At 72.3% G+C, this 19,457-nt stretch carries 21 protein-coding genes; 6 read left to right on the top strand and 15 right to left on the bottom strand.

Features of this window, described 5'->3' with window-relative positions; genetic code table 11:
• Positions 1-42 precede the first annotated feature (42 nt).
• The 5 genes from ACQPZP_RS18870 to ACQPZP_RS18850 are packed head-to-tail and all read right to left on the bottom strand — an operon-like array spanning position 43 to position 5,632.
• Positions 43-1,086 carry an ABC transporter ATP-binding protein gene (locus tag ACQPZP_RS18870; RefSeq protein WP_433478918.1) on the bottom strand — a complete coding sequence of 348 codons (1,044 nt, stop codon included), beginning with the start codon at positions 1,084-1,086 and terminating at the stop codon, positions 43-45.
• Positions 1,070-2,104, bottom strand: coding sequence for an ABC transporter ATP-binding protein (locus ACQPZP_RS18865; protein WP_433478917.1), 1,035 nt, complete (start codon positions 2,102-2,104; stop codon positions 1,070-1,072). The genes ACQPZP_RS18870 and ACQPZP_RS18865 overlap by 17 nt, the downstream gene beginning before the upstream one ends.
• Before the next feature lie 8 nt (positions 2,105-2,112).
• Complete coding sequence (locus ACQPZP_RS18860; protein ID WP_433478916.1) at positions 2,113-3,075, bottom strand: ABC transporter permease; 963 nt, start codon at positions 3,073-3,075, stop codon at positions 2,113-2,115.
• A 7-nt stretch (positions 3,076-3,082) separates the two neighbouring features.
• Positions 3,083-4,009: an ABC transporter permease gene (locus ACQPZP_RS18855; RefSeq protein ID WP_433478915.1), complete on the bottom strand. Its 927-nt coding sequence runs from the start codon at positions 4,007-4,009 to the stop codon at positions 3,083-3,085.
• Positions 4,010-4,015: 6 nt separating this feature from the next.
• The gene (locus ACQPZP_RS18850; RefSeq protein ID WP_433478914.1) at positions 4,016-5,632 is read right to left on the bottom strand and encodes a peptide ABC transporter substrate-binding protein; all 1,617 of its coding nucleotides are present in this window, start codon (positions 5,630-5,632) and stop codon (positions 4,016-4,018) included.
• Positions 5,633-5,827: 195 nt separating this feature from the next.
• On the opposite strand from ACQPZP_RS18850, the gene ACQPZP_RS18845 reads away from it, so the two are divergent.
• Positions 5,828-7,189: a M20/M25/M40 family metallo-hydrolase gene (locus tag ACQPZP_RS18845; RefSeq protein WP_433478913.1), complete on the top strand. Its 1,362-nt coding sequence runs from the start codon at positions 5,828-5,830 to the stop codon at positions 7,187-7,189.
• Here the strand turns inward: ACQPZP_RS18845 and ACQPZP_RS18840 are convergent.
• The 4 genes from ACQPZP_RS18840 to ACQPZP_RS18825 all read right to left on the bottom strand — a co-directional run bounded on the left by ACQPZP_RS18840 (position 7,186) and on the right by ACQPZP_RS18825 (position 10,018).
• On the bottom strand, positions 7,186-7,398 hold the full coding sequence (locus ACQPZP_RS18840; RefSeq protein ID WP_433478912.1) for a DUF5988 family protein: 213 nt from the start codon (positions 7,396-7,398) through the stop codon (positions 7,186-7,188). The genes ACQPZP_RS18845 and ACQPZP_RS18840 overlap by 4 nt on opposite strands.
• Positions 7,399-7,458: 60 nt before the next feature.
• Complete coding sequence (locus tag ACQPZP_RS18835; RefSeq protein ID WP_433478911.1) at positions 7,459-8,235, bottom strand: ABC transporter permease; 777 nt, start codon at positions 8,233-8,235, stop codon at positions 7,459-7,461.
• A complete protein-coding gene (locus ACQPZP_RS18830) occupies positions 8,232-9,227 on the bottom strand; it encodes an ATP-binding cassette domain-containing protein (protein WP_433478910.1) in 996 nt (331 codons plus the stop codon). Before ACQPZP_RS18830 ends, ACQPZP_RS18835 begins: the two co-directional genes overlap by 4 nt.
• A 146-nt stretch (positions 9,228-9,373) precedes the next feature.
• On the bottom strand, positions 9,374-10,018 hold the full coding sequence (locus ACQPZP_RS18825; RefSeq protein WP_433478909.1) for a PadR family transcriptional regulator: 645 nt from the start codon (positions 10,016-10,018) through the stop codon (positions 9,374-9,376).
• Between the two features lie 103 nt (positions 10,019-10,121).
• Between ACQPZP_RS18825 and ACQPZP_RS18820 the strand changes: the two genes are divergently transcribed.
• The 3 genes from ACQPZP_RS18820 (at position 10,122) to ACQPZP_RS18810 (ending at position 12,998) form a co-directional block, all read left to right on the top strand.
• A complete protein-coding gene (locus ACQPZP_RS18820; RefSeq protein WP_433478908.1) occupies positions 10,122-10,988 on the top strand; it encodes a hypothetical protein in 867 nt (288 codons plus the stop codon).
• A gap of 246 nt (positions 10,989-11,234) precedes the next feature.
• Positions 11,235-12,272, top strand: coding sequence for an MBL fold metallo-hydrolase (locus tag ACQPZP_RS18815; RefSeq protein WP_433478907.1), 1,038 nt, complete (start codon positions 11,235-11,237; stop codon positions 12,270-12,272).
• 87 nt (positions 12,273-12,359) lie between these two features.
• Entirely contained in the window at positions 12,360-12,998 is a 639-nt protein-coding gene (locus tag ACQPZP_RS18810; RefSeq protein ID WP_433478906.1) for a pyridoxamine 5'-phosphate oxidase family protein, read from the top strand.
• A 4-nt stretch (positions 12,999-13,002) separates the two neighbouring features.
• Here ACQPZP_RS18810 and ACQPZP_RS18805 read toward each other — a convergent pair whose 3' ends face one another.
• Entirely contained in the window at positions 13,003-13,764 is a 762-nt protein-coding gene (locus ACQPZP_RS18805; RefSeq protein ID WP_433478905.1) for a peptidoglycan DD-metalloendopeptidase family protein, read from the bottom strand.
• A 267-nt stretch (positions 13,765-14,031) separates the two neighbouring features.
• Positions 14,032-14,220 (bottom strand): DUF5302 domain-containing protein, encoded by a 189-nt coding sequence (locus tag ACQPZP_RS18800; protein WP_433469105.1) that lies wholly within the window; start codon positions 14,218-14,220, stop codon positions 14,032-14,034.
• Positions 14,221-14,362: 142 nt separating this feature from the next.
• Between ACQPZP_RS18800 and ACQPZP_RS18795 the strand changes: the two genes are divergently transcribed.
• Complete coding sequence (locus ACQPZP_RS18795) at positions 14,363-15,763, top strand: cytochrome P450 (protein WP_433478904.1); 1,401 nt, start codon at positions 14,363-14,365, stop codon at positions 15,761-15,763.
• A gap of 22 nt (positions 15,764-15,785) precedes the next feature.
• Here ACQPZP_RS18795 and ACQPZP_RS18790 read toward each other — a convergent pair whose 3' ends face one another.
• Entirely contained in the window at positions 15,786-16,127 is a 342-nt protein-coding gene (locus ACQPZP_RS18790; RefSeq protein WP_433478903.1) for a DUF7668 domain-containing protein, read from the bottom strand.
• Positions 16,128-16,225: 98 nt separating this feature from the next.
• Here ACQPZP_RS18790 and ACQPZP_RS18785 point away from each other — a divergent pair, with 98 nt between their 5' ends.
• A complete protein-coding gene (locus ACQPZP_RS18785) occupies positions 16,226-16,633 on the top strand; it encodes a DUF2795 domain-containing protein (protein WP_433478902.1) in 408 nt (135 codons plus the stop codon).
• Here the strand turns inward: ACQPZP_RS18785 and ACQPZP_RS18780 are convergent.
• Genes ACQPZP_RS18780 through ACQPZP_RS18770 form a run of 3 tightly spaced genes read right to left on the bottom strand, consistent with a single transcriptional unit; the run spans position 16,606 to position 19,423 of the window.
• Positions 16,606-16,803 (bottom strand): hypothetical protein, encoded by a 198-nt coding sequence (locus tag ACQPZP_RS18780; protein ID WP_433478901.1) that lies wholly within the window; start codon positions 16,801-16,803, stop codon positions 16,606-16,608. The genes ACQPZP_RS18785 and ACQPZP_RS18780 overlap by 28 nt on opposite strands.
• Complete coding sequence (locus ACQPZP_RS18775) at positions 16,770-17,846, bottom strand: aconitase family protein (RefSeq protein ID WP_433478900.1); 1,077 nt, start codon at positions 17,844-17,846, stop codon at positions 16,770-16,772. The genes ACQPZP_RS18780 and ACQPZP_RS18775 overlap by 34 nt, the downstream gene beginning before the upstream one ends.
• Positions 17,843-19,423, bottom strand: a complete 1,581-nt coding sequence (locus ACQPZP_RS18770; RefSeq protein ID WP_433478899.1) for an FAD-dependent monooxygenase — start codon at positions 19,421-19,423, stop codon at positions 17,843-17,845. Before ACQPZP_RS18770 ends, ACQPZP_RS18775 begins: the two co-directional genes overlap by 4 nt.
• Positions 19,424-19,457: the final 34 nt, after the last annotated feature.

The following is a 19,457-nucleotide window of genomic DNA, read 5'->3' as shown; positions in this document are numbered from 1 at the left end:
GCCTCCACCCTACGGACCGTGCCCCACGGGGCCTGCGGTACCTCAGGTTTGTTCTGTGAGAGCGGCCTCCGCCGCGAAATGACATGCGCTGGGATGTGCGGAACCAGGCGTTCCCTCCGCCGGAGAACCGTCCCGCTCCTGCAGTGCGGGCTCCTGCTCGGCGCAGATGTCCGCGGCCTTCCAGCAGCGGGTGCGGAACCGGCAGCCCGACGGCGGATCCAGCGGCGACGGCGGCTCCCCCTCCAGCTGGATCTGGCCCGTCCAGCCGGGCGCGTCCGGATCGGGCACCGGGACCGCCGACAGCAGCGCCTGCGTGTACGGGTGGGTCGGGTGCTCGTAGATCTGGGTCTCGTCGCCGGTCTCGACGACCTTGCCCAGGTACATGACGGCGACGCGGTCGGAGATGTGCCGGACGGCGGCCAGGTCGTGCGCGATGAACATGTACGCCAGCCCCAGCTCCCGCTGCAGCTCCGCCAGGAGGTTCATCACCTGCGCCTGGACGGAGACGTCCAGCGCCGACACCGGCTCGTCGCACACGATGACGTCAGGGCGCAGCGCCAGGGCGCGGGCGATCCCGACGCGCTGGCGCTGCCCGCCGGAGAACTGGTGCGGGTAGCGGCCGACGTGGTCGGGGTCGAGCCCGACGAGTTCCAGCAGCTCCTGGACGCGCCCGCGCCGCTCACCCTTGGGCGCGACCTCGGGGTGGATCTCGAACGGCTCCCCCACGATGTCGCCGACCGTCATCCGCGGGTTGAGGGACGAGTACGGGTCCTGCATCACCATCTGGATGCGGCGGCGGAGCGCGCGCAGCTCCGCCTTCGGCAGCGCGAAGACGTCCCGGCCGTCGAAGCGGACCGTCCCGGCCGTCGGGCGTTCGGCGGCCAGCAGCAGCTTCGCCAGCGTCGACTTCCCGCAGCCTGACTCCCCGACGATGCCGAGGGTCTCGCCGCGGTTCAGCTCCAGGTCCACGCCGTCCACGGCCCTGACCTGCCCGACCGCCCGCTTGACGACCACGCCGCGGGTGACCGGGTAGTGCTTGACGAGCCCCTCGACCTGGAGGATCGGGCCCTCATTCGGCTCCGGCACCGTGCACCTCCTCGGCGAAGTGGCAGGCGGCGTCGTGCCCGGGCGCGACGGTCACGAGCGGCGGCCTCTCGGCCGCGCAGACCGCCTCGGCGCGCGGGCAGCGCGGCTGGAACGGGCAGCCGGGCGGGAGCGCGGCCGGGTTCGGCGGCGTCCCCTTGATCGGGACGAGCGCCGCGCCGCGCCGGTCGAGCCGCGGCACCGACGCCAGCAGCCCCTTCGTGTAGGGATGGGCGGGCCGCGCGTACAGCTCGCGGGCGGGCGCCTGCTCGGCGACCGACCCGGCGTACATGACGACGATCCGGTCCGCGACGCCGGCGACGACGCCGAGGTCATGGGTGATCAGCACCATGCCCATGCGCAGCTCGTCCTGGAGCGCGGCGAGCAGCCGCATGATCTGCGCCTGCACGGTCACGTCGAGCGCGGTGGTGGGCTCGTCGGCGATCAGCACGTCCGGTTCCAGCGCCAGCGCCATCGCGATCATGATGCGCTGCCGCATGCCGCCGGAGAACTGGTGCGGGTAGTCCCCGAGCCGCTTCGCGGCGGACGGGATGCGCACCCGCTCCATCAGCTCGACGGCCTTGTCGCGGGACGCCCGGCGGCCGAGCCCGCGGTGCACCCGGTACATCTCGCGGAGCTGGTCGCCGACGGTGAACACCGGGTTCAGGGCGGTCAGCGCGTCCTGGAAGATCATCGAAATGCGGTCGCCGCGGTAGGCGCGGCGGCGCCGCTCGGGCAGTCCGAGCAGCTCCTCGCCGCGCAGCTTCACCGACCCCCGCTCGACGCGGGCGGGCGGGACGTCCAGGATCCCCATCACGGCCTGCGCCGCGACGCTCTTGCCCGAGCCCGACTCGCCGAGGATCGCGAGCGTCTCCCCCTCGGCGAGGGTGTACGAGAGCCCGTTCACCGCGTGGACGTCCTGGTCCCGCACGCGGAACCGGACGTGCAGGTCCTCGACCTCCAGGAGCGGCGCCCCCGGGCGGGGCGCCGGCACCGGGTCGTCCTTCAGGTCCGTGGTCATCTCTCCGGTCACCGCAGCTTCGGGTCGAGGGCGTCGCGGACGGCGTCGCCGAGCATCAGGAAGCTCAGCACCGTGGCCGACAGGAACACCGCGGGGAAGATCAGCAGATGCGGGTGGTCGATGAAGGAGTCCTTCGCCTGGTTGAGCTGCAGCCCCCAGGAGACCTCCGGGTACTGCAGGCCGACGCCCAGGAAGTCCAGCGTCGCCTCCCCCACGATCACGTGGCCGACGTTGAGGGTCGCGACCACGATCACCGGGGCGATCGCGTTCGGCAGGATGTGCCGGGTCATGATCCGCCCGTCGGACGCGCCGAGCAGCCGCGCCGCCTGCACGTAGTCGGCGTCCCGGACGGAGATGACCTGCCCCCGCATGATCCGGATCATCGTCGTCCAGCCGAGCAGCACCAGCACCAGGGTCATCGCCCACACGCCGTGCGAGGGGAACGCGACCAGGATCACCGTCGCGCCGAGCACGAACGGCAGCCCGAAGAAGATGTCGGTGAGCCGGGCGATCAGCGTGTCCAGGATGCCGCCGTAGTAGCCGGCGAGGAGCCCGAACACCAGGGCGATCAGGAGCGCGAACACGGTGACGGCGACGCCGATCAGCAGCGTGGGGCGGGCGCCGTGCACGACGTGCGCGTAGTAGTCGCAGCCGGCGAGGTCGGTGCCGAACCAGTGGTCGCCGGACGGTCCGAGCTTGGCGTCGTTCGGGTCGCAGCCCTCGTTGACGCCCCTGGACGTGAAGAGCCGCGGCACCGCGGCCATGACCGTCACGAGCCCGAGGATCGCCACCGAGCCCCAGAAGATCCAGCGGCGCCGCAGGTCGTGCCACGCGTCGTCCCACAGCGACGCCCGGCCGAGTTCGCCGCCGGCGACGGCGACCGCGGCGGCGCTCGTTCCCGGGGCCCCCGCGCCGGGCGCCGGTTCCGGCTCCGCGCCCGGCGGCCCGGCGTCCGGCTGCTTGATCGTCATGCGCCCCTCACTCGTACCTGATCCGCGGGTCGAGCACCCCGTACAGCAGGTCCACGACCAGGTTGACCAGCAGGAAGATGAGCACCAGCAGGGTGACCGCGCCGACCACGACGGGGCCCTCCTTCAGCTGAATCGACTCGAACACCTGCTGCCCGATGCCCGGCAGGTTGAAGATGCCCTCAGTCACGATCGCGCCGGCCATCATGTTCCCGAAGTCGACGCCGAGATAGGTGACCACCGGGATCAGCGAGTTGCGGAGCGCGTGCCGGCCGACCACCCGGGCCCGCGAGAGCCCCTTGGCGTTCGCGGTCCGCACGTAGTCGGCGCGCAGGTTCTCCGAGAGGCTCGTCCTGGTCAGCCGCGCCACGTACGACAGGCCGAGCGAGCCGAGCACGATCCCGGGCAGCAGGTAGCTCATCGGCCACCCGTCGTCCGTCCCGGCCGTGGGGAAGATCTGCCAGTGCAGCCCGAAGAGGAGCTGCGCCGTGTAGCCGAGGACGAACACCGGCACCGCGATGACCAGCGTCGTCCCGCCGAGGACGAGGGTGTCGGCGAGCTTCCCGCGCCGCAGTCCCGCCCACGTGCCGAGCAGGATGCCGATGACCATCTCGTAGACCCAGGCGGTGACCGCCAGCTGCGCGGTCACCGTCCAGCGTCCGCTGAGCATCTCCGACACGCTCTGGCCGGTGTAGTTCTCCCCCAGGTCGCCCTGGAGGAGGCCCCACATGTACTTCGCGTACTGCACCAGAAGCGGGTCGTTCAGGTTGTACCGGTCCCGGAGCGTCTCCAGGACGTTCTCCGGGACCGGCTTGTCCCCGGCGAGCGCCTGGATCGGATCGCCCGGCAGTGCGAACACCATCGCGTAGATGAGCAGCGTGGTGCCGATGAAGACCGGGATCGCCTGCAGGAGCCGCCGGAGGACGTAGCGCCACATCGCCGGTTACTTCACCGTCACATCGGTGGCGACCAGGCCCGTCGAGAACGGGGTGATCGTGACGTTGTCGACCCTCTTCGAGCGGCCGCCCTCACCCGCCCACGTCCACAGCGGGATCATCGGCATCTCGCGGACGGCGACGTCCTCGGCCTGGTTGTAGAGCGCGATGGCCTGCTGCTGGTCGGCCGTCTTGTTGGCCTTGGCGATGAGGTCGTCGAACTCCTTGCTCTTCCAGCCCATCCGGTTGCCGGCCGAGCCCCACATGTTCTCCAGGTAGTTCTGCGGGCTCGGGTAGTCGGCCTCCCAGTTCTGCCGGTACGGGCCCTTCTCCTTCTGGTCGCCCAGCAGGGAGAAGTAGTCGGACGCGGGAACCTGCCGGAACTGGATGTCCTTGATGCCGAGGTTGTCGCGCAGGGAGTTGGCGACGATCTGCATCCACTGGGCGTAGGTCGGCTGCGCGTTGGAGAAGTACAGCTCCAGCGTCCCCGAGAACCCGCCGGCCTTGTCGAACAGCTGCTTGGCCTTGGCCGGGTTGTAGGTGCACAGCTCACCGCAGGCGTTGGCGCGGTGGCCGGGGATGATGGACGGGATCAGCGAGTCCGCCGGGAAGTAGCTGCCGTTGTAGACCGCCTTGTTGACGCCCTGCCGGTCGATGGACATCGAGATGGCCTTGCGCAGGTCGGCATTGTCGAACCGCTTGTCGAACAGCGGGAAGCCGAGGTAGTCGGTCGTGCTCATCTTGCGGGCGAGGAACCGGTCGCCCAGGAGCCGCTTCGCCTCGGGCACCTTGGCGGACGGGATGGTCTGCAGCACGTCGATCCGCCCGGCCCGCAGGTCGGTGTAGGAGGTGTCGGCGCTGGAGTAGCTCTTCCAGGTCACGCCCTTGTTCTTCGGCTTGCGCGCCCCGGTGTAGCCGGGGAACGCGACGAGCTTGACCTGCTTGTTGCGCTCCCACTTCCCGTCGATCATGTACGGGCCGTTGCCGATCGGGCGGTCGTCGAACGCCTTCGGATCCTTGAGCCCCGCCTTCGGCATCGGCGCGTACGCCGGGTAGGTCAGCAGCATCGGGAACTGGCTGAACGGGGCGTTCAGGGTCACCTTGAGCGTGTCCTGGCCGGTGACCTCCAGGCCGGACAGCGTGTCGGCCTTCGGCTTGGCGTTCTCGTCCTCGGGGTTCAGCTCGTCGTACCCCTTGATGGACGAGAAGTAGTCGTTGGCGCCCATGGCGTTCGGCCCGTACGCGGCGTAGTTCCACGCGTCGGCGAAGCTCTGCGCCGTCACCGGCTCCCCGTTGTGGAACTTCTGGCCCGCCTTGACCTTGATCGTCCAGACCTTCTGGTCGTCCGAGGTGACCGACTCGGCCGCCAGCGGGACGGCCTTGCCGTCGTTGGTCAGCGTCATCAGGTTGTCGAACATCTCGGTGATGACGTCGAAGGAGTAGCTGCTCGTGGTGTTGGCGGGGAGCAGATGGTCGGGCTCGGGGTGGCCCACGGTGAACGTGCCGTCGCTCGCCTTGGCGTCGTCCCCGCCGCAGGCCGTCAGGCCGAGCGACGCGGTCAGCGCCACCGCGGCGAGCCCCGCGACCTTCAGGCGAACACCCCTGGCACCCCTCAGGCTGGTCATGCTCCTCCTCGGCCCGTCGTTACGGCGCGCGGGCGCCATGGGCCCGCGCGATCCTAGATTGCTGGCAGCGTCGTCCCCACGGTGACTGTTTGGGTACGGCAATGACGGAGTCGAAACCGGATCGAGACGTTTTTGATCATTCATTGACACTGGTCAGCGAGGGAGCAAAATGAAGGATCGTTGCGGAAGGGACTCATGGGGGTAGTGGTGCGCGACGTGGGCGAACCGGTGGACGCGGGTGGACCGGCGGACGCCGCGGCGGACCGGGCCGGGGCCGAGGCGGCGGCGATCTGCACGGACCTGATCCGGTTCGACACCACGAACCGGGGCGAGGGCGTGGCCCATCCGGAACGCCCGGCCGCCGAGCACGTCGCGGCGCTGCTGGACGAGGTGGGCGTCAAGACGACGATCACCGAGTCGGCGCCCGGCCGCGCGAGCGTGCTCGCCCGCATCCCCGGGACCGACCCGTCACACCCGGCGTTCCTCGTCCACGGGCACCTGGACGTGGTGCCCGCCGACCCCGCCGACTGGGCCGTTCCCCCGTTCTCCGGCGAGGTGCGGGACGGCTGCGTGTGGGGGCGCGGCGCCGTCGACATGAAGGGCAGCCTCGCGATGACGCTCGCGACCGTCCGGCGGCGGCTGCGCGAGGGGCGGCGCACCCGCGGCGACCTCGTCCTGGCGTTCCTCGCCGACGAGGAGTGCACCGGCGACTACGGCTCCCGTTTCGTGGCGCGCGAGCACCGGGAGTTCTTCGAGGGCTGCACGGAGGCGATCAGTGAGTCCGGCGGGTTCAGCGTCGACGCGGGCGGCACGCGCGTCTACCCGATCGCGACCGGTGAGCGCGGCACGACGTGGATGAAGCTGACGGCGCGCGGCACCGCCGGGCACGGCTCCAAGCCGGCGCCCGACAACGCGGTCGCCGAACTGGCGCACGCGGTGTCCCGGCTGGCCGCGCACGAATGGCCGGTCCGGTTGACGCCGGGCGTGCGGGCGCTGCTGGACGGGCTCGCGGACGCACTCGGCACGACCATCGACCACGACCGGCTCGACGCGGAGGCCGCGCGCCTCGGCCGCGCCGCGCACCTGTTCGCCGGGACGATCCGCAACTCGGCGAACCCGACCCGGCTCGACGCCGGCTACAAGGTCAACGTCGTGCCGGGCACGGCGACCGCGCAGGTCGACGGCCGCTACCTGCCCGGCACGGGCGAGGAGTTCCTCGCCACGATCGACCGGCTGCTCGGCCCGAAGGTCACCCGCGAGTTCATCAACTACGAGGAGGCGCCCGCCGCGGACCCGGCCGGTCCGACGTTCGCCGCGCTCGCGGGCGCGCTCCGCGCCGAGGACCCGCTCGCCCGTCCCGTCCCGTACGTGATGGCCGGCGGCACCGACGCCAAGTCGTTCAACCGGATCGGCATCACCAGCTTCGGCTTCGCGCCGCTGCTGCTCGGGCCGGAACTCGACTACTTCGGGATGTTCCACGGCGTGGACGAGCGGGTCCCGCTGGCCGGGCTGGCCTTCGGGACCCGCGTTCTGGACCGGTTCCTCGACACCCGCTAGACGGCGTCGGGGGTGGCGGTGCGCCCCGACCACCGGAACACCGGAAGCCTGCCCTCCGGGGTGTCCCGGTGCCGGGACGTCGCCTTGAAGTGCTCGTATCCGCCGCGGAACGGGAGCCTCAGCTCGGCGCCGGGCGGGGTGATCCCGACGATCCGGTGGGGAAGGTCCTCGGGACCGCCTTCCAGGATGGCCTTCAACGAGGTGTCCATGGTCGGATGGTCACACGGCGGGAACGTTCCGCCAATGCCCTCCGAGGACCTATCGCCCTATCACTGGGACTTCTGGTAACTCCTGAACGAGTAGATCGCCAGGCCCACGGTGGCCGTGGTGAGGACGAGGAGCCAGGCGCCGTGCGCGGCGGCCGTCCCCCAGCGGGGGTCGTCGGCGAGCGCGGCGCGGGCGGCGTCCAGGGCCCAGCTCACCGGGTTGCCGGCCGCCACATGCCGGATCCAGGACGGCATCAGCTCCTTGGCCATGAACGCCGACGACAGGAACGTCAGCGGCAGCAGCAGCATCACGTTCAGGCCGATGATCGTGTTGCGGTCCCGGACCAGCAGCGCGAGCGTGTTCGACAGCGCCGCGAGGACGATGCCGATCAGCACCGACATGGCGACGAGCACCGCCAGTCCGGCGGGCCCGCCCGGGTAGTGCGCGCCCGCCGCCCACCCCAGCAGGATGATGACGAGCGACTGGAACGCGGTGCTGAGGGCCTGCTCGATGACGCCCGCGTTCGCGATCGCGCTGCGCCGCACCGGGGTGACGAGGAACCGGTTGAGGGTGCCCCGCTCGATCTCGTCCATGGTCGCCATCCCGGCGAAGGAGTTCAGCGACACCGCGTTCATGATCACGACGCCGGGGACGATGTAGTCCAGGTAGGACTGCGCGCCGAAGCCGGGCAGCTCGACGACCTTCTTGAACAGCTCGCCGAACAGGAACAGCCAGATCATCGGCTGCACCAGCGTCATCACGAGGACGGCCGGGTTGCGCAGGAGCGCGGTCAGCCGCCGGTGGGTCATCCACCACGTTCCGGTCACGAGGGCGGTCATCGGGCACCTCCGGCGGTGACGGGCTCGGTGTTGTCGGCGGCGTCGGCCTGGGCGAAGCGACGGCCGGCGTAGCGGAGATAGACGTCGTCCAGGGACGGCCGCGCGACGGTCGCCGCCGCGGCCGGGACGCCGGCCTGGTCGAGGGCGGCCAGGACGGCCGGCACGGCGGACGCGCCGTCGTCGGTGCGGGCGCTGAGGCTGGGCCCGTCCAGGACGATCTCCCGGACGCCGGGCAGGCGGCCGAGCGCGTCCCGCACGAGCGGCTCGGGCGGCGCCTCCGCCCACTCCACGTGGACGGCGTCGCCGTGCAGCTCGCCTTTCAGCCCGTCGGGGGTGCCCTCCGCGACGACGCGGCCCCGGTCGACGATCGCGAGCCGCCGCGCGAGCCGGTCGGCCTCGTCCAGGTAGTGCGTGGTCAGCAGGATCGCGAGCGCGTCGTCGCCCGCCAGCCGCGCGATCTCGGCCCACATCGACGCGCGGGCCTCCGGGTCGAGGCCGGTGGTGGGCTCGTCCAGGAACAGCACCTGCGGCCGGTGGACGAGGCCGAGCGCGACGTCGAGCCGCCGCTGCATCCCGCCGGAGTAGGTCTTCACGGGCCTGGACGCGGCGTCCTCCAGGCCGAACCGGGCGAGCAGCTCGGCGGCGCGGCGCCGGACCTCCGCCCCGCCCATCCCATGGAGGCGCCCCTGCAGGACGAGGTTGTCGCGGCCGCTGGCCTCGGGGTCCGCGCCGGACTTCTGCGACACGACGCCGATGACGCGCCGGACCCGGTCCGGCCTGCGCCGCACGTCGTGCCCGGCCACGGCGGCGGTGCCCGCGTCCGGCCGGATCAGCGTGGTGAGGATCTTGACTGTGCTGGACTTGCCCGCCCCGTTGGGGCCGAGCAGCCCGAGGATCTCGCCCTGCCCGACCGTGATGGACAGGCCGTCCAGGGCCCGGACGTCGCCGGGATAGTTCTTCACGAGGCCCTCGGCCTCGATGGCGTGCGCCATGGTCTCCTCCGCGGGAAACGTGCGCGAAGGGTCCCGGATAGGCTGGTGTCGCGTGCTCGCCGCCCGGGCCCGCTCCGCGCGGGTTCTCGGTGGTGGGTTCTCCGGCCCGGCGGCGGTGTTGCCGCACCCCCGCCGGGCCTTTCTCGCTAGTCCCCGGGGGCTCCCCTCTCCGCCAGCTCGGCGATCTCCGGCGGGACCTTCCCGGTCTCGTGGAACGTCCGCCACAGGTCGAGGCCGGGCAGTGAGCCGTCCTCGATCTCGGCGACGAAACCCCGCACCCAGGCGACCTCGGCGCGCCTGATCGCGAGGTCGTACTCGGACTCGACCAAGAAGAGGCGCGGCACCTCGGACGCGGCGTCCAATGCGGCCTGCTCGTCGGCGATCTGCCGCTCCATCGTGTCGAGCCGGCCGCGCAGCAGGGACACCGTCTCGTCCGGGCCGAGGGCGCCGAGGACGGAGAGCCCGGCCTCGAACCGGGGCCGCTCACGCTCGGGCACCCCGATCAGCTCCCGGACCCAGTCGGCCAGCTCCTCAAGCCCCGCGTCGGTGATGCGGTAGACGGTCCGCTCGGGCCGCGCCCCTTCCCGGGTGCTGCCCTCCACGGCCAGGAAGCCGTGCTTCTCCAGGTTGCCCACGACGGTGTAGAGCGACCCCCACTTGATGTCCATGTCGTGGTCCTTGCCACGCTCACGCATCAGCGAGGCCATCTCGTACGGGTGCATCGGCTTGACGGAGACCGTCGACAACACGGCGAGCCCTAGCAGGTTGCTCACCTTGCGCCGCTTGGCCATCTCGCCCTCCTCGCGAACGAATACTCGTGGACGAGTATAGGCAGGTGCGTTCCGGCGCGTCCACCCCTGATCCAGGGGGAGACCACGCGGGTAGAGATCAGGCGTGGACTTCTCCAGCGCGGCCGACGAGCTCTACGGCGCCCCGCCCGCCGAGTTCGTGGAGACGCGGAAGCGGCTGGCCCGGGAGGCGAAGGCGGATGGCGACGCGGCGCTCGCGAAGCGCATCGGGGCGCTGCGGCGGCCGACCCTGTCGGCGTGGGCGGTGAACCTCCTGGCGCGCTCGGCCGCCGGCGACCTCGCGGACCTGCTGGACGTCGGCGAGGAGATGCGCGCGGCGTGGGGTTCGGGCCGGGGGCTCGGTGACCTGGAGCAGCGCCGGGCCGGGCTGGTCCGCGCACTCGTCCGCGCCGCCGGCGACCTCGCCGCGGAGGCGGGCGGCCCGCTGCGCGAGCAGGCCGTCCGCGAGGTGGAGGACACTCTCCAGGCCGCCACGGTGGACGCGGCCGTCGCCGACGAGGTGCGCGAGGGACGTCTCCCGCAGCCGCGCAGCCACACGGGCTTCGTCCCGGTCGGCTTCCCGATGGCGCCCGCGGACGAGACGGAACGCCAGAAGCCGGAGCCCCGGAAGAAGAAGGAGCCCGAGGGAGCGAAGTCGAACGTCACACGCACGAGCGCGGCCCGGGCGCGCAGAGCGGAGACGCTCCGCAAGCGCGCCGAGCAGGCGGAGCGGAAGCTCGCTGAGCGCGAGGAACGGGCAGGCGAGGCCAGACGCGAAGTGGAGGAGGCGTCGGCCGAGGTGGGCCGCCTCCGGCACGAGCTGGAACGGGCCGTCGCCGACCGCGACGCCGCCTCCAGACGGGCGGAACGCGCCGAACAGAACCGCGCCCGAGCAGAGGAGGCCGCCCGCGAGGCCCGCAAGGCCGCCGCCGACGCCCGCAAAGCCGCCACCCACGACGCCCGGCACGGCTGACCGGCGTCCGGAGCGGAGCGGAGGACGACGGTCAGCCCACCATCGGGGGTGTGGGGGTCGCCCCCCACAAAGGACACCGCCCGGCGTCCGGAGCGGAGCGGAGGACGACGGTCAGCCCCACACCGGGGTGTGGGGGCGCCCCCACAAAAGACACTGACAAGCCTTTGTCGGGGCCGGTTGTGCAGGGGGTTTTCGGGATGAAGTAGGTTCGTTCCGAACGTGATTCGGCAATCGAGGGAGCGCGCGGTGACGGCACCGGTCGTGGAGCAGCCGACTGACTGGACCGAACCGGGCGCTCATCCGGTGGCGCCGGGGGTGCACCGGATTCCCCTGGCGCTACCGATCCCGTCGCTGCACGCCGTCAACGTCTACGTCATCGAGGACACCGAGGGGCTCGTCGTCGTGGACTCGGGCTGGGCCATGCCCGATACGCGCGCCTCGCTGGAGGGCGCCCTCGCCACGCTCGGCCACCGGCTGGAGGACGTAGCGCAGTTCCTCGTCACCCACGCGCACTGGGACCACTACTCGCAGGCCCTGGCGCTGCGCGAGTCGTTCGGGACGCGGGTGCGGATCGGGCGCGGCGAGCGGCCGTCGATCGAGGCGTTCGACGTTCGGCGGGGCCTGCATCCGCGGCAGGTGGAGCTGCTGCGCCGGTGCGGCGCGGGCGCGCTCGCCGACGAGATCGCCGGCCTGCCCATGGACCGTTCCGAGCGGGACGTCCCGCACACGATGCCGGACGCGTGGCTGGACGACGGGGAGCGCGTCCCGCTGACCGGCCGGGGGCTGGACGTGTTCGCCACGCCGGGGCACACGCGCGGCCACGTCGTCCTGCGGGACGCGGAGGCCGGGCTGCTCTTCGCGGGCGACCACGTCCTGCCGCACATCTCCCCGTCGATCGGGCTGGAGACCGAGCCGGAGCCGAAGCCGCTGCGCAGCTATCTGGAATCGCTGCGGCTGGTCCGCGACATGCCGGACACGCTGCTGCTCCCCGCGCACGGCCCGGTGACGCCGAGCGTCCACACCCGGGTCGACCAGTTGCTGGAGCATCACGCGGAGCGGCTCGACGCCGCGGCGGCACAGGTCCGCGCGGGCCGCGCGACGGCCTTCGAGGTCGCGGAGGCCATGCCCTGGACGCGCCGCAAGCGCGAGCTCGGCGACCTGGACGCCTTCAGCCGGATGCTGGCCGTCCTGGAGATCGAGGCGCATCTCGACGTTCTCGCCGACCGGGGCCTGCTGGACGCCCACGAGGAGGGCGGCGTCCGCCGCTACGCCGTGCGGCGCTGAAAGGACGCGGAGGCGCCCCCTGCCGCCCGGCGTCCGGAACCGCCCGGGTTACGCTGATCTTCTGGTCTCCCGGCGGAAGGAGCGGCGATGACGGTCGCCCCCGAGTTCACTGCGATCACGTCCGCGGCGGAGCTGCGCGAGCTTCTCGGCACCCCGATGCAGCGGGCGATCGACAAGGAGCGCGTCACGCTGCACGCCTGGGACCGCGAATGGCTCGCCAGGTCCCCGTTCTGCCTCATCTCCACCAGCGACGCCGACGGCAACTGCGACGTCTCCCCCAAGGGGGACCCGCCCGGGTTCGTGCATGTCATCGACGACACGACGATCGCCGTCCCTGACCGCCCCGGCAACCGGCGCGCCGACGGGTTCCTGAACGTGCTGAGCAACCCGCACGTCGGCCTGATCTTCCTGGTTCCGGGGCGCGGCGAGACCCTGCGGATCAACGGCAGGGCCACGCTCGTGCGGGAGGCGCCGTTCTTCGACGAGATGATCGTCAAGGGGCACCGGCCGCGGCTGGCGCTGGTCGTGGAGATCGAGCAGATCTTCTTCCACTGCGCGAAGGCGCTCATGCGCTCGAAGCTCTGGAAGCCCGAGTCCTGGGAGCCGGAGGCGCTGCCGCCGCACGCCCGAATCGTCAAGGACGTCCAGTACACCGAAGAGACGCTGGAGCAGCTCGAACAGCACTACACCGAGGCGAGCTACGCGAAGAAGCTGTACGGAGGCTGACCGCTCAGCAGGCGGGGGCGATCGGGTCGTCCGAGCCGGTGTAGAGGTAGGAGTCGGCAACGTAGCCGGAGCCGCTCTTGTCCCAGATGGCGCTGGTGCCGTAGGTGCCGGTGACCGACGTCCCCCGCTTGTAGCAGGTGACGAAGACCGTCCCGCCGTCCGGCACGGAGCCGATCTTGGCGTCGCCCGTGTGCGGCCCGGACCGCACCGCCAGCGAGACGCCGGCCGTGTTCACGGTGCCGGACCTGCCGGCGCACTTGTTCTTGCTGGTGTAGTTCCGGCTCCCCCAGTAGGCGATCTGGGAACCGTTGAACTTGATCTTGACGGCGGCGCCGTTGTAGCGCTCCTCGAAGTGCAGGTGCGGGCCCGTCGACCCGCCGCTCGTGCCGACCGTGCCGATCTGCTGCCCGGCCGCGACGCTCTGCCCGGCCGTCACGAACTCGCCGGACAGGTGCGCGTACCTGGTCTTGTACGTGCCGCCGTGGTCGATCTCGATCCACAGCCCGTAACTGGTGCTGCCGAGGTTCTCGACGCGGGAGACGGTGCCGGACGCGGCGGCGGTCACCGCGTCGCCGACGTCGTTCGCGCGGTTGAAGTCCACCGCGTTGGCCGGGCTGTGGTCCGAGCGGGTCTGGCCGGACCAGGTCTGCCCGCAGGGGAACGGCATCTGGAACGCGGGCGCGGCCAGTGCGGGCACGGCGGGCATCGCGGCGAGGGCGGGGACGGACGCGGTGAGGACGACGAGGGAGCGCACGGGAACGCGCATGGGCTGCTCCGTTCGGGGAGGCGGGGTCTGGTCGAGCGGGTCCGATCGGTCGAGCGGGGCGGTCACCGGCGATTCATGGGGAGCATGCCCATGAGGGTGAATGGCCGGTTTTCGTCCTGCAATGGTTGATCATCACCAAATGCCCCATACCGTTTTGGGCGGAAATTCGAGAGGCCCCCTGGTCGGGTGCCTCTAACGCGATCCGCGCCCCCGGAAACGGAACGACCCCCGCGCCTCCCGCGCGGGGGTCATCGGTCATGCGGCCGGTCAGCCGCTCTTGCGGCGGAACTGGCGCTGGTGATCGGCACGGTCGTGGGTACCGCGCACCTTCGAGCCGTTCTTCCCGCCGGCGCCGGCGTTCTTGCCCGCCGCTCCGCGCTTGCGTTCCAGGGCCTCCCGGAACCTGCGCTTCATGTCGTCCTCGCCGTCTGCGGGTTCTCCTGCCGAGTCGGCCATGCGGACCTCCAGCTCTCGTATGGGCACACCTAGCGTCACATACCCGCGGTGACCGCGGTTCCTTGCACGCCCGGCAGATCATCGTGGGCGTTTCCAGCATAAACCGGCCACCGTCGAACGATGTCTCCTAGGGTTTGTGCACGTGGAGCCCCAGATACCCCCCGCCGAACCCGCCCCCGCCCATCCGCCGCTGGAATCGCTCGCCGTCCAGCCGCTGCCGAACCGCGACTACGAGGCCCGCCCCGCGGTGTTCTACGAGCGGCTGCGCGCCGAGTACGGGCCGGTCGCGCCGGTGGACGTCCTCGGGGTGCCGGCCTGGCTCGTCATCGGCTACGCACAGACGCTCGACATCCTGCGCGACGCGCGCGGGATCTGGAGCAGGCGGGTCGGCGGCTGGCGCGCCTACCGGGAGGGCGCGGTCCCCGCGGACTGGCCGCTGCTGCCGGTGGTGGAGTCCGACAACTGCGGGTTCCGCGACGGCGCCGACTCCACCCGGCTCCGCAGTGCCTGGAGCGAGGGGCTGCGGCCGTTCCAGGACAGGTCCCGGCCGGAGGCGAAGGCGCTGGAGCAGGCCGCCCGGCGGTACGCCGACGAGCTGATCACGGTGCTGTCGCAGGACGGCGGCCGGTCCGGCGGGGCCGACCTGTCCGCGCAGTACGCGAGACCGCTGCCGCTGATGGTGATCGGGCGGCTGCTCGGCACCGGGGCCGACGGCGGCGACGAGCTGATCTCCGACCTGTGGCGGGTGCTGGACGCCGGGCCGGACGCGCGGGAGGCGTCCGAACGGCTGACCGCGCGGGTCGCCGCCCTGTGCGCGGCGCGGGCGGCGGCCCCCGGCGACGACCTGCCGTCCTTGATGCTGGCCGCGGCGCCGGACCTGACCGCCGAGGAGCTGACCGGCGAGATGGTCATGATGACCGGGTTCGTCGGCGACGTGACCGGGACGCTGATCTGCAACACCATCACCGAGGTGCTCATCGGCGAGACCGGCGTCCGCGACAGCCTGTCCGCGGGCATGATCCAGGAGGCGATCAACCGGGCCATGGCCGCCAGCCCGCCGATCGCGAACCTTGCGTTCCGGTGGGCCAAGACCGATGTGCGGCTCGGCCGGTTCCAGATCGCGGCCGGCGACCCGGTCATGGTGTCGCCCGCCGCCGCGCACCTGGACCCGGCGTTCACCTCGGCCGCCACGCCGGACTCGATCTACAGCTCGCGGGCCCACCTGGCCTGGGGCGCCGGGCCGCACGCCTGCCTCGGCCGCGACCTCGCCACCACCGTCACCGCGATCGCGGTGGAGCGGCTGTTCGACCGCTTCTCCGCGCTGCGGCTCGCGCTGCCCGCCGACCGGCTCCAGTGGCGGTCGTCCCCGCTGATGCGGGGCGTGCGGTCGCTGCCGGTCACCTACGAACTGGCCGGGGACCCGCCGGAACCTCGGCGTCCGCCCACCGCGACGGAGGAGGCACCGGACGGCGGGACGCCGCCCGGGGAGCAGAACTCGCTGGTGGGACGTGTCCTGCGGCTGATGCGGATCTCGCAGTCCTGACCCGGCTGCGGGCCCGGGGGTGTCACGGGCCGATGCCGTCGAGCTCCACGGTCCACACGCCGTCCATGACTTCGGTGAGGGTGAGCCGCATCACCGGCCCGGCGCGGCCCTCCCTCGCCGTCCACAGCGGGAAGTCCACCCGGAACGCGCGCTCGTCCGCAGAGACCTGCCGGACGTCGATCGTCTCGATCTCTCCGAACGCGTCCTCCGGCGGGCTGATCAGGCCGCGTCCGGCGACCGTTGCGGCCATCTCGGACGCGCTGAGCCGGCGGCCCTCGGTCAGCGTCTCCAGTTCCTCGTAGTCGCCCCGGACCAGCAGCGCGACCACGACGCGGACGACGTTCACGCCCTCTTCCGGCAGCATGCGCCACACCGTACCGCGCCCCCGGCCGCAAGATCGCCCGCATGTTTGGACGCGCCCGCCCGGGAACGTTCTGACCGATAGGCGTAGGGAGGACAACGATGCCGGACAAGAGCGACAAGCACGGCCCGAAGCTGGACGAGGAGATCGGCCGCGAGACGCAGGGCATGGTCAGGGGCGGTCATCCCACGCACGCCGAGGAGTTCAAGGAGACCGAGCCCTTCTCCGACGACCATCCGGCCGACCCGACCGCGCCGGCCGCCGGCGAGCGGGAGGGCTCCCCGCCCGGGATGAGCGCGCAGGACGTCGAGGGCCGCAGCGCCCTGGCCCGGATGCTCACCGGCGTCCGGTACCCGGCCCGCCCCAACGAGCTGGTCCGGCACGCCGCCGAGGGCGGCGCGCCCGACGCGGCGGTCGAACAGCTCCGCACACTTCCGAGGCGCGAGTACGAGAACGTCGCCGACGTGGCCGAGGAACTCGGCTACGGCCGCGAAGAGCGTCGGTACTGACCGGCCGAACGTTCGCGGAGGAGCGGGATCTGGCCGCCGGCGACGACCAGATCCCGCTCCTCCGCGAACAGCCGGTGCCGCGCCCGGTACGTCTCGTCCCTGGTGATGTTGCGGATCTCGATCTCGGTCCCGGCCTTCAGGGCGTCCCGGACGTTCTCGACGCGCAGCACATCGCCCTGATCGACCCGGTCGTAGTCGGACCCGTCGGCGAATTCGAGGGCAGGATCCCGAAGTTGACGAGGTTCTGCCAGTGGATGCGGGCGTATCCGCGGGCCAGCACGAGCCGGAGCCCGAGGTGGCGGGGCGCGATCGCGGCGCGTTCTCGAGACGATCCCTGCCCGTAGTTGCGGCCGCCGACGACGGCGCGCGGCCCGGCGTCCCGCTCGACCTGTCCGGCAGCCGGACGGCGGGTGTCCAGGTCGCGCGGGTCGGTGACGTCGTAGGTCGCGTCCGGGTCGGCGACCAGCTCGGTGAAGCCGTCCTCGCGCCCTTCCGCGCGCAGGAACTCCAGGACCCGGTCGTCGGACGGGAACACCGTCGTGGTCGCGCCCAGTTCGGCACCCATGTTCGCGATGACATGCCGGTCCATCGCCGTGAGCGACGCGAGGCCGGGGCCGTGGTATTCGATGATCCGGTTGACGCCGCCGCGGACCCCGTGCCGCCGCAGCATCTCCAGGATCACGTCCTTGGCGCTCAGCCACGGAGGCAGCTCGCCCGTGAGGCGGACGCCCCATATCTCCGGCATCGTGATGTGCAGCGGCTCACCGGCCATCGCCATCGCGACCTCCAGCCCGCCGACGCCGACCGCGAGCATGCCGAGGGACCCGGCCGCGCACGTGTGGGAGTCGGAGCCGACCATCGTGGCCGCCGGCACACCGAATCGCTGCATGTGCGTCGGGTGGGAGACGCCGTTGCCGGCCCTGGAGAACCAGAGTCCGTAGCGGCGGCTCGCGGACCGCAGGAAGATGTGGTCGGCCATGTTGCGCTCGTCGGCCTGGAGCAGGTTGTGGTCGACGTACTGGACGGACACGTCCGTGCGGACCCGGTCCAGGTCGAGGGCTAGCTCCAGCATCACCATCGTGCCGGTCGCTTCCTGGGTGAGGGTCTGGTCGACCTGGATCCCGATCTCCGTGCCGGGCGTCATCTCGCCGCTCACCAGGTGCGAGCCGATCAGCTTGCGGGCGACGTTGCGGCCCCCTGTCCCGCCGGTCATGGCCCGGCCCTCCCGTCCCGGGGCCCGTCCTCCCCGGGGACGCTCTCGATCGGCTGCGGTTCGTGGACGGGCCGGTCGGCTGGACGTCCGCACCACTGGTTCAGCGCGTCACGGATGGCCGCGGCCCGCCGGTCCGGCGCGGTCTCGTCGGTCGCCCAGGCGATGTAGCCGTCCGGCCGCACCAGCGCGGTCGTCCGGGTCGCGCGGCCGGCCAGGACGCAGTGCACCCGCCCGGCCCAGCGTTTGGTCGCCAGATAGGTGACCGCCGGGTCGTTCGCCGCGACGACCAGGACGAACTGCCCGTCGCCGAGCAGCTCGTGCAGCCGTCCCGGGCTGCCGGCCAGCGGGACGTCCGGGGCCCGCCGCCCGGCCAGGCGATGCGAACCGCGCGGCGCCGGGTAGGCGATGTCGATGCCGGAGACGGCGCCCGCCATCCGCCGCGCGACGGGCCGGGCGTGCGTGGCCGCCCATGCCGCGGCGCCGCGGGCCGTCCGCAGCCAGCGCGGCTCGGCGAGGGCGAACCGCAGCAGCGCGCCGCTCCCCCGCAGAACCTGGCGCCCGACCGGATGCCGCTCCTCGTGGTAGCTGTCGAGCAGCCACGACGGCGCCCATCCCCACAGTTCGGCGGCCAGCTTCCAGCCGAGGTTCGCCGCGTCCTGCATCCCGGTGTTCATGCCCTGCCCGCCCGCCGGCGAGTGGACGTGCGCGGCGTCCCCGGCCAGGAACACCCGCCCCGCCCGGTACTTCGGGACCTGCCGCTCGTCGCTGTGGAACCGGGACGTCCAGCGCGGGTCCCGCATGCCGTGGTCGGTGCCGAGGGCGCGGCGGGTCACCTCCCGCAGCTCGCCCATGTCGACGGGCTCGGAGTCGGGCGCCTGGTGGCGGCGGTTCCAGGCGATCACCCGGTACCAGCCGTCCCCGAACGGGGCGAGGAACGCGAACGCGTCGCCGACCGCCCCCGCGGTCAGCACATCGGCCGGTGCCTCGTCCAGCCGGACGTCCGCGAGCATCACCGACCGCACCGCCGCATGGCCGGGAAACGGCAGGCCGAGCGCCCGCCGGACGGTGCTGCGGACCCCGTCGGCGCCGACGACGTACGACGCGCGGCGGGTCCGCGTCTTCCCGTCGGCCGTCCGCGCGTCGACGTCCACGCCCGTCGCGTCCTGGCGGAGCCCGACGACCTCGGCGCCGTGCACGATCTCCGCGCCCGCGTCCAGGGCCCGTTCCCTCAGCACGCGTTCCGTCTCGTACTGCGGCGTGACCAGGACGTACGGGAAACGGCCCGGCAGCCGCGACAGGTCGAGAGCGGCCGAGCCGAGCAGCCGCAGCGCGCCGACCCGCCTCCCGGTGGCGGCCAGTTCGTCCGCGACGCCCCGCGCGTCCAGCATCTCCAGGGTCCGGGCGTGCACGGCGAACGCCCGCGTCAGGTTGCTCGTCTCCGCCGCGCGACGTTCCAGCACCGTGCAGCCGATCCCGGCCGAGGCGAGGTCTCCGGCCAGCAGCAGCCCCGTCGGCCCCGCCCCCACGATCAGCACGTTCCCGGCCGGCCTCGCGGTCGGCCTCCCGGTGGGCGACATCCCGCTCCCCTCTCGCTCGGCGTCCGGCGGCCCG

This window comes from Spirillospora sp. CA-142024, assembly GCF_050942325.1.
Lineage (GTDB): Bacteria > Actinomycetota > Actinomycetes > Streptosporangiales > Streptosporangiaceae > Spirillospora.
The sequence above is the reverse complement of the archived record's forward strand: the minus strand, read 5'-3'. Positions and strand labels throughout refer to the sequence as shown.

Bases quoted from the DNA above. Each gene is read 5' to 3' on its own strand.
- ACQPZP_RS18790 (WP_433478903.1), bottom strand. From the start codon at position 16,127: ATGCTGCCGGAAGAGGGCGTGAACGTCGTCCGCGTCGTGGTCGCGCTG.
- ACQPZP_RS18850 (WP_433478914.1), bottom strand. From the start codon at position 5,632: ATGACCAGCCTGAGGGGTGCCAGGGGTGTTCGCCTGAAGGTCGCGGGG.
- ACQPZP_RS18855 (WP_433478915.1), bottom strand. From the start codon at position 4,009: ATGTGGCGCTACGTCCTCCGGCGGCTCCTGCAGGCGATCCCGGTCTTC.
- ACQPZP_RS18860 (WP_433478916.1), bottom strand. From the start codon at position 3,075: ATGACGATCAAGCAGCCGGACGCCGGGCCGCCGGGCGCGGAGCCGGAA.
- ACQPZP_RS18775 (WP_433478900.1), bottom strand. From the start codon at position 17,846: ATGACCGGCGGGACAGGGGGCCGCAACGTCGCCCGCAAGCTGATCGGC.
- ACQPZP_RS18805 (WP_433478905.1), bottom strand. From the start codon at position 13,764: ATGCGCGTTCCCGTGCGCTCCCTCGTCGTCCTCACCGCGTCCGTCCCC.
- ACQPZP_RS18770 (WP_433478899.1), bottom strand. From the start codon at position 19,423: ATGTCGCCCACCGGGAGGCCGACCGCGAGGCCGGCCGGGAACGTGCTG.
- ACQPZP_RS18865 (WP_433478917.1), bottom strand. From the start codon at position 2,104: ATGACCACGGACCTGAAGGACGACCCGGTGCCGGCGCCCCGCCCGGGG.
- ACQPZP_RS18825 (WP_433478909.1), bottom strand. From the start codon at position 10,018: ATGGCCAAGCGGCGCAAGGTGAGCAACCTGCTAGGGCTCGCCGTGTTG.
- ACQPZP_RS18845 (WP_433478913.1), top strand. From the start codon at position 5,828: ATGGGGGTAGTGGTGCGCGACGTGGGCGAACCGGTGGACGCGGGTGGA.
- ACQPZP_RS18800 (WP_433469105.1), bottom strand. From the start codon at position 14,220: ATGGCCGACTCGGCAGGAGAACCCGCAGACGGCGAGGACGACATGAAG.
- ACQPZP_RS18810 (WP_433478906.1), top strand. From the start codon at position 12,360: ATGACGGTCGCCCCCGAGTTCACTGCGATCACGTCCGCGGCGGAGCTG.
- ACQPZP_RS18840 (WP_433478912.1), bottom strand. From the start codon at position 7,398: ATGGACACCTCGTTGAAGGCCATCCTGGAAGGCGGTCCCGAGGACCTT.
- ACQPZP_RS18785 (WP_433478902.1), top strand. From the start codon at position 16,226: ATGCCGGACAAGAGCGACAAGCACGGCCCGAAGCTGGACGAGGAGATC.
- ACQPZP_RS18830 (WP_433478910.1), bottom strand. From the start codon at position 9,227: ATGGCGCACGCCATCGAGGCCGAGGGCCTCGTGAAGAACTATCCCGGC.
- ACQPZP_RS18835 (WP_433478911.1), bottom strand. From the start codon at position 8,235: ATGACCGCCCTCGTGACCGGAACGTGGTGGATGACCCACCGGCGGCTG.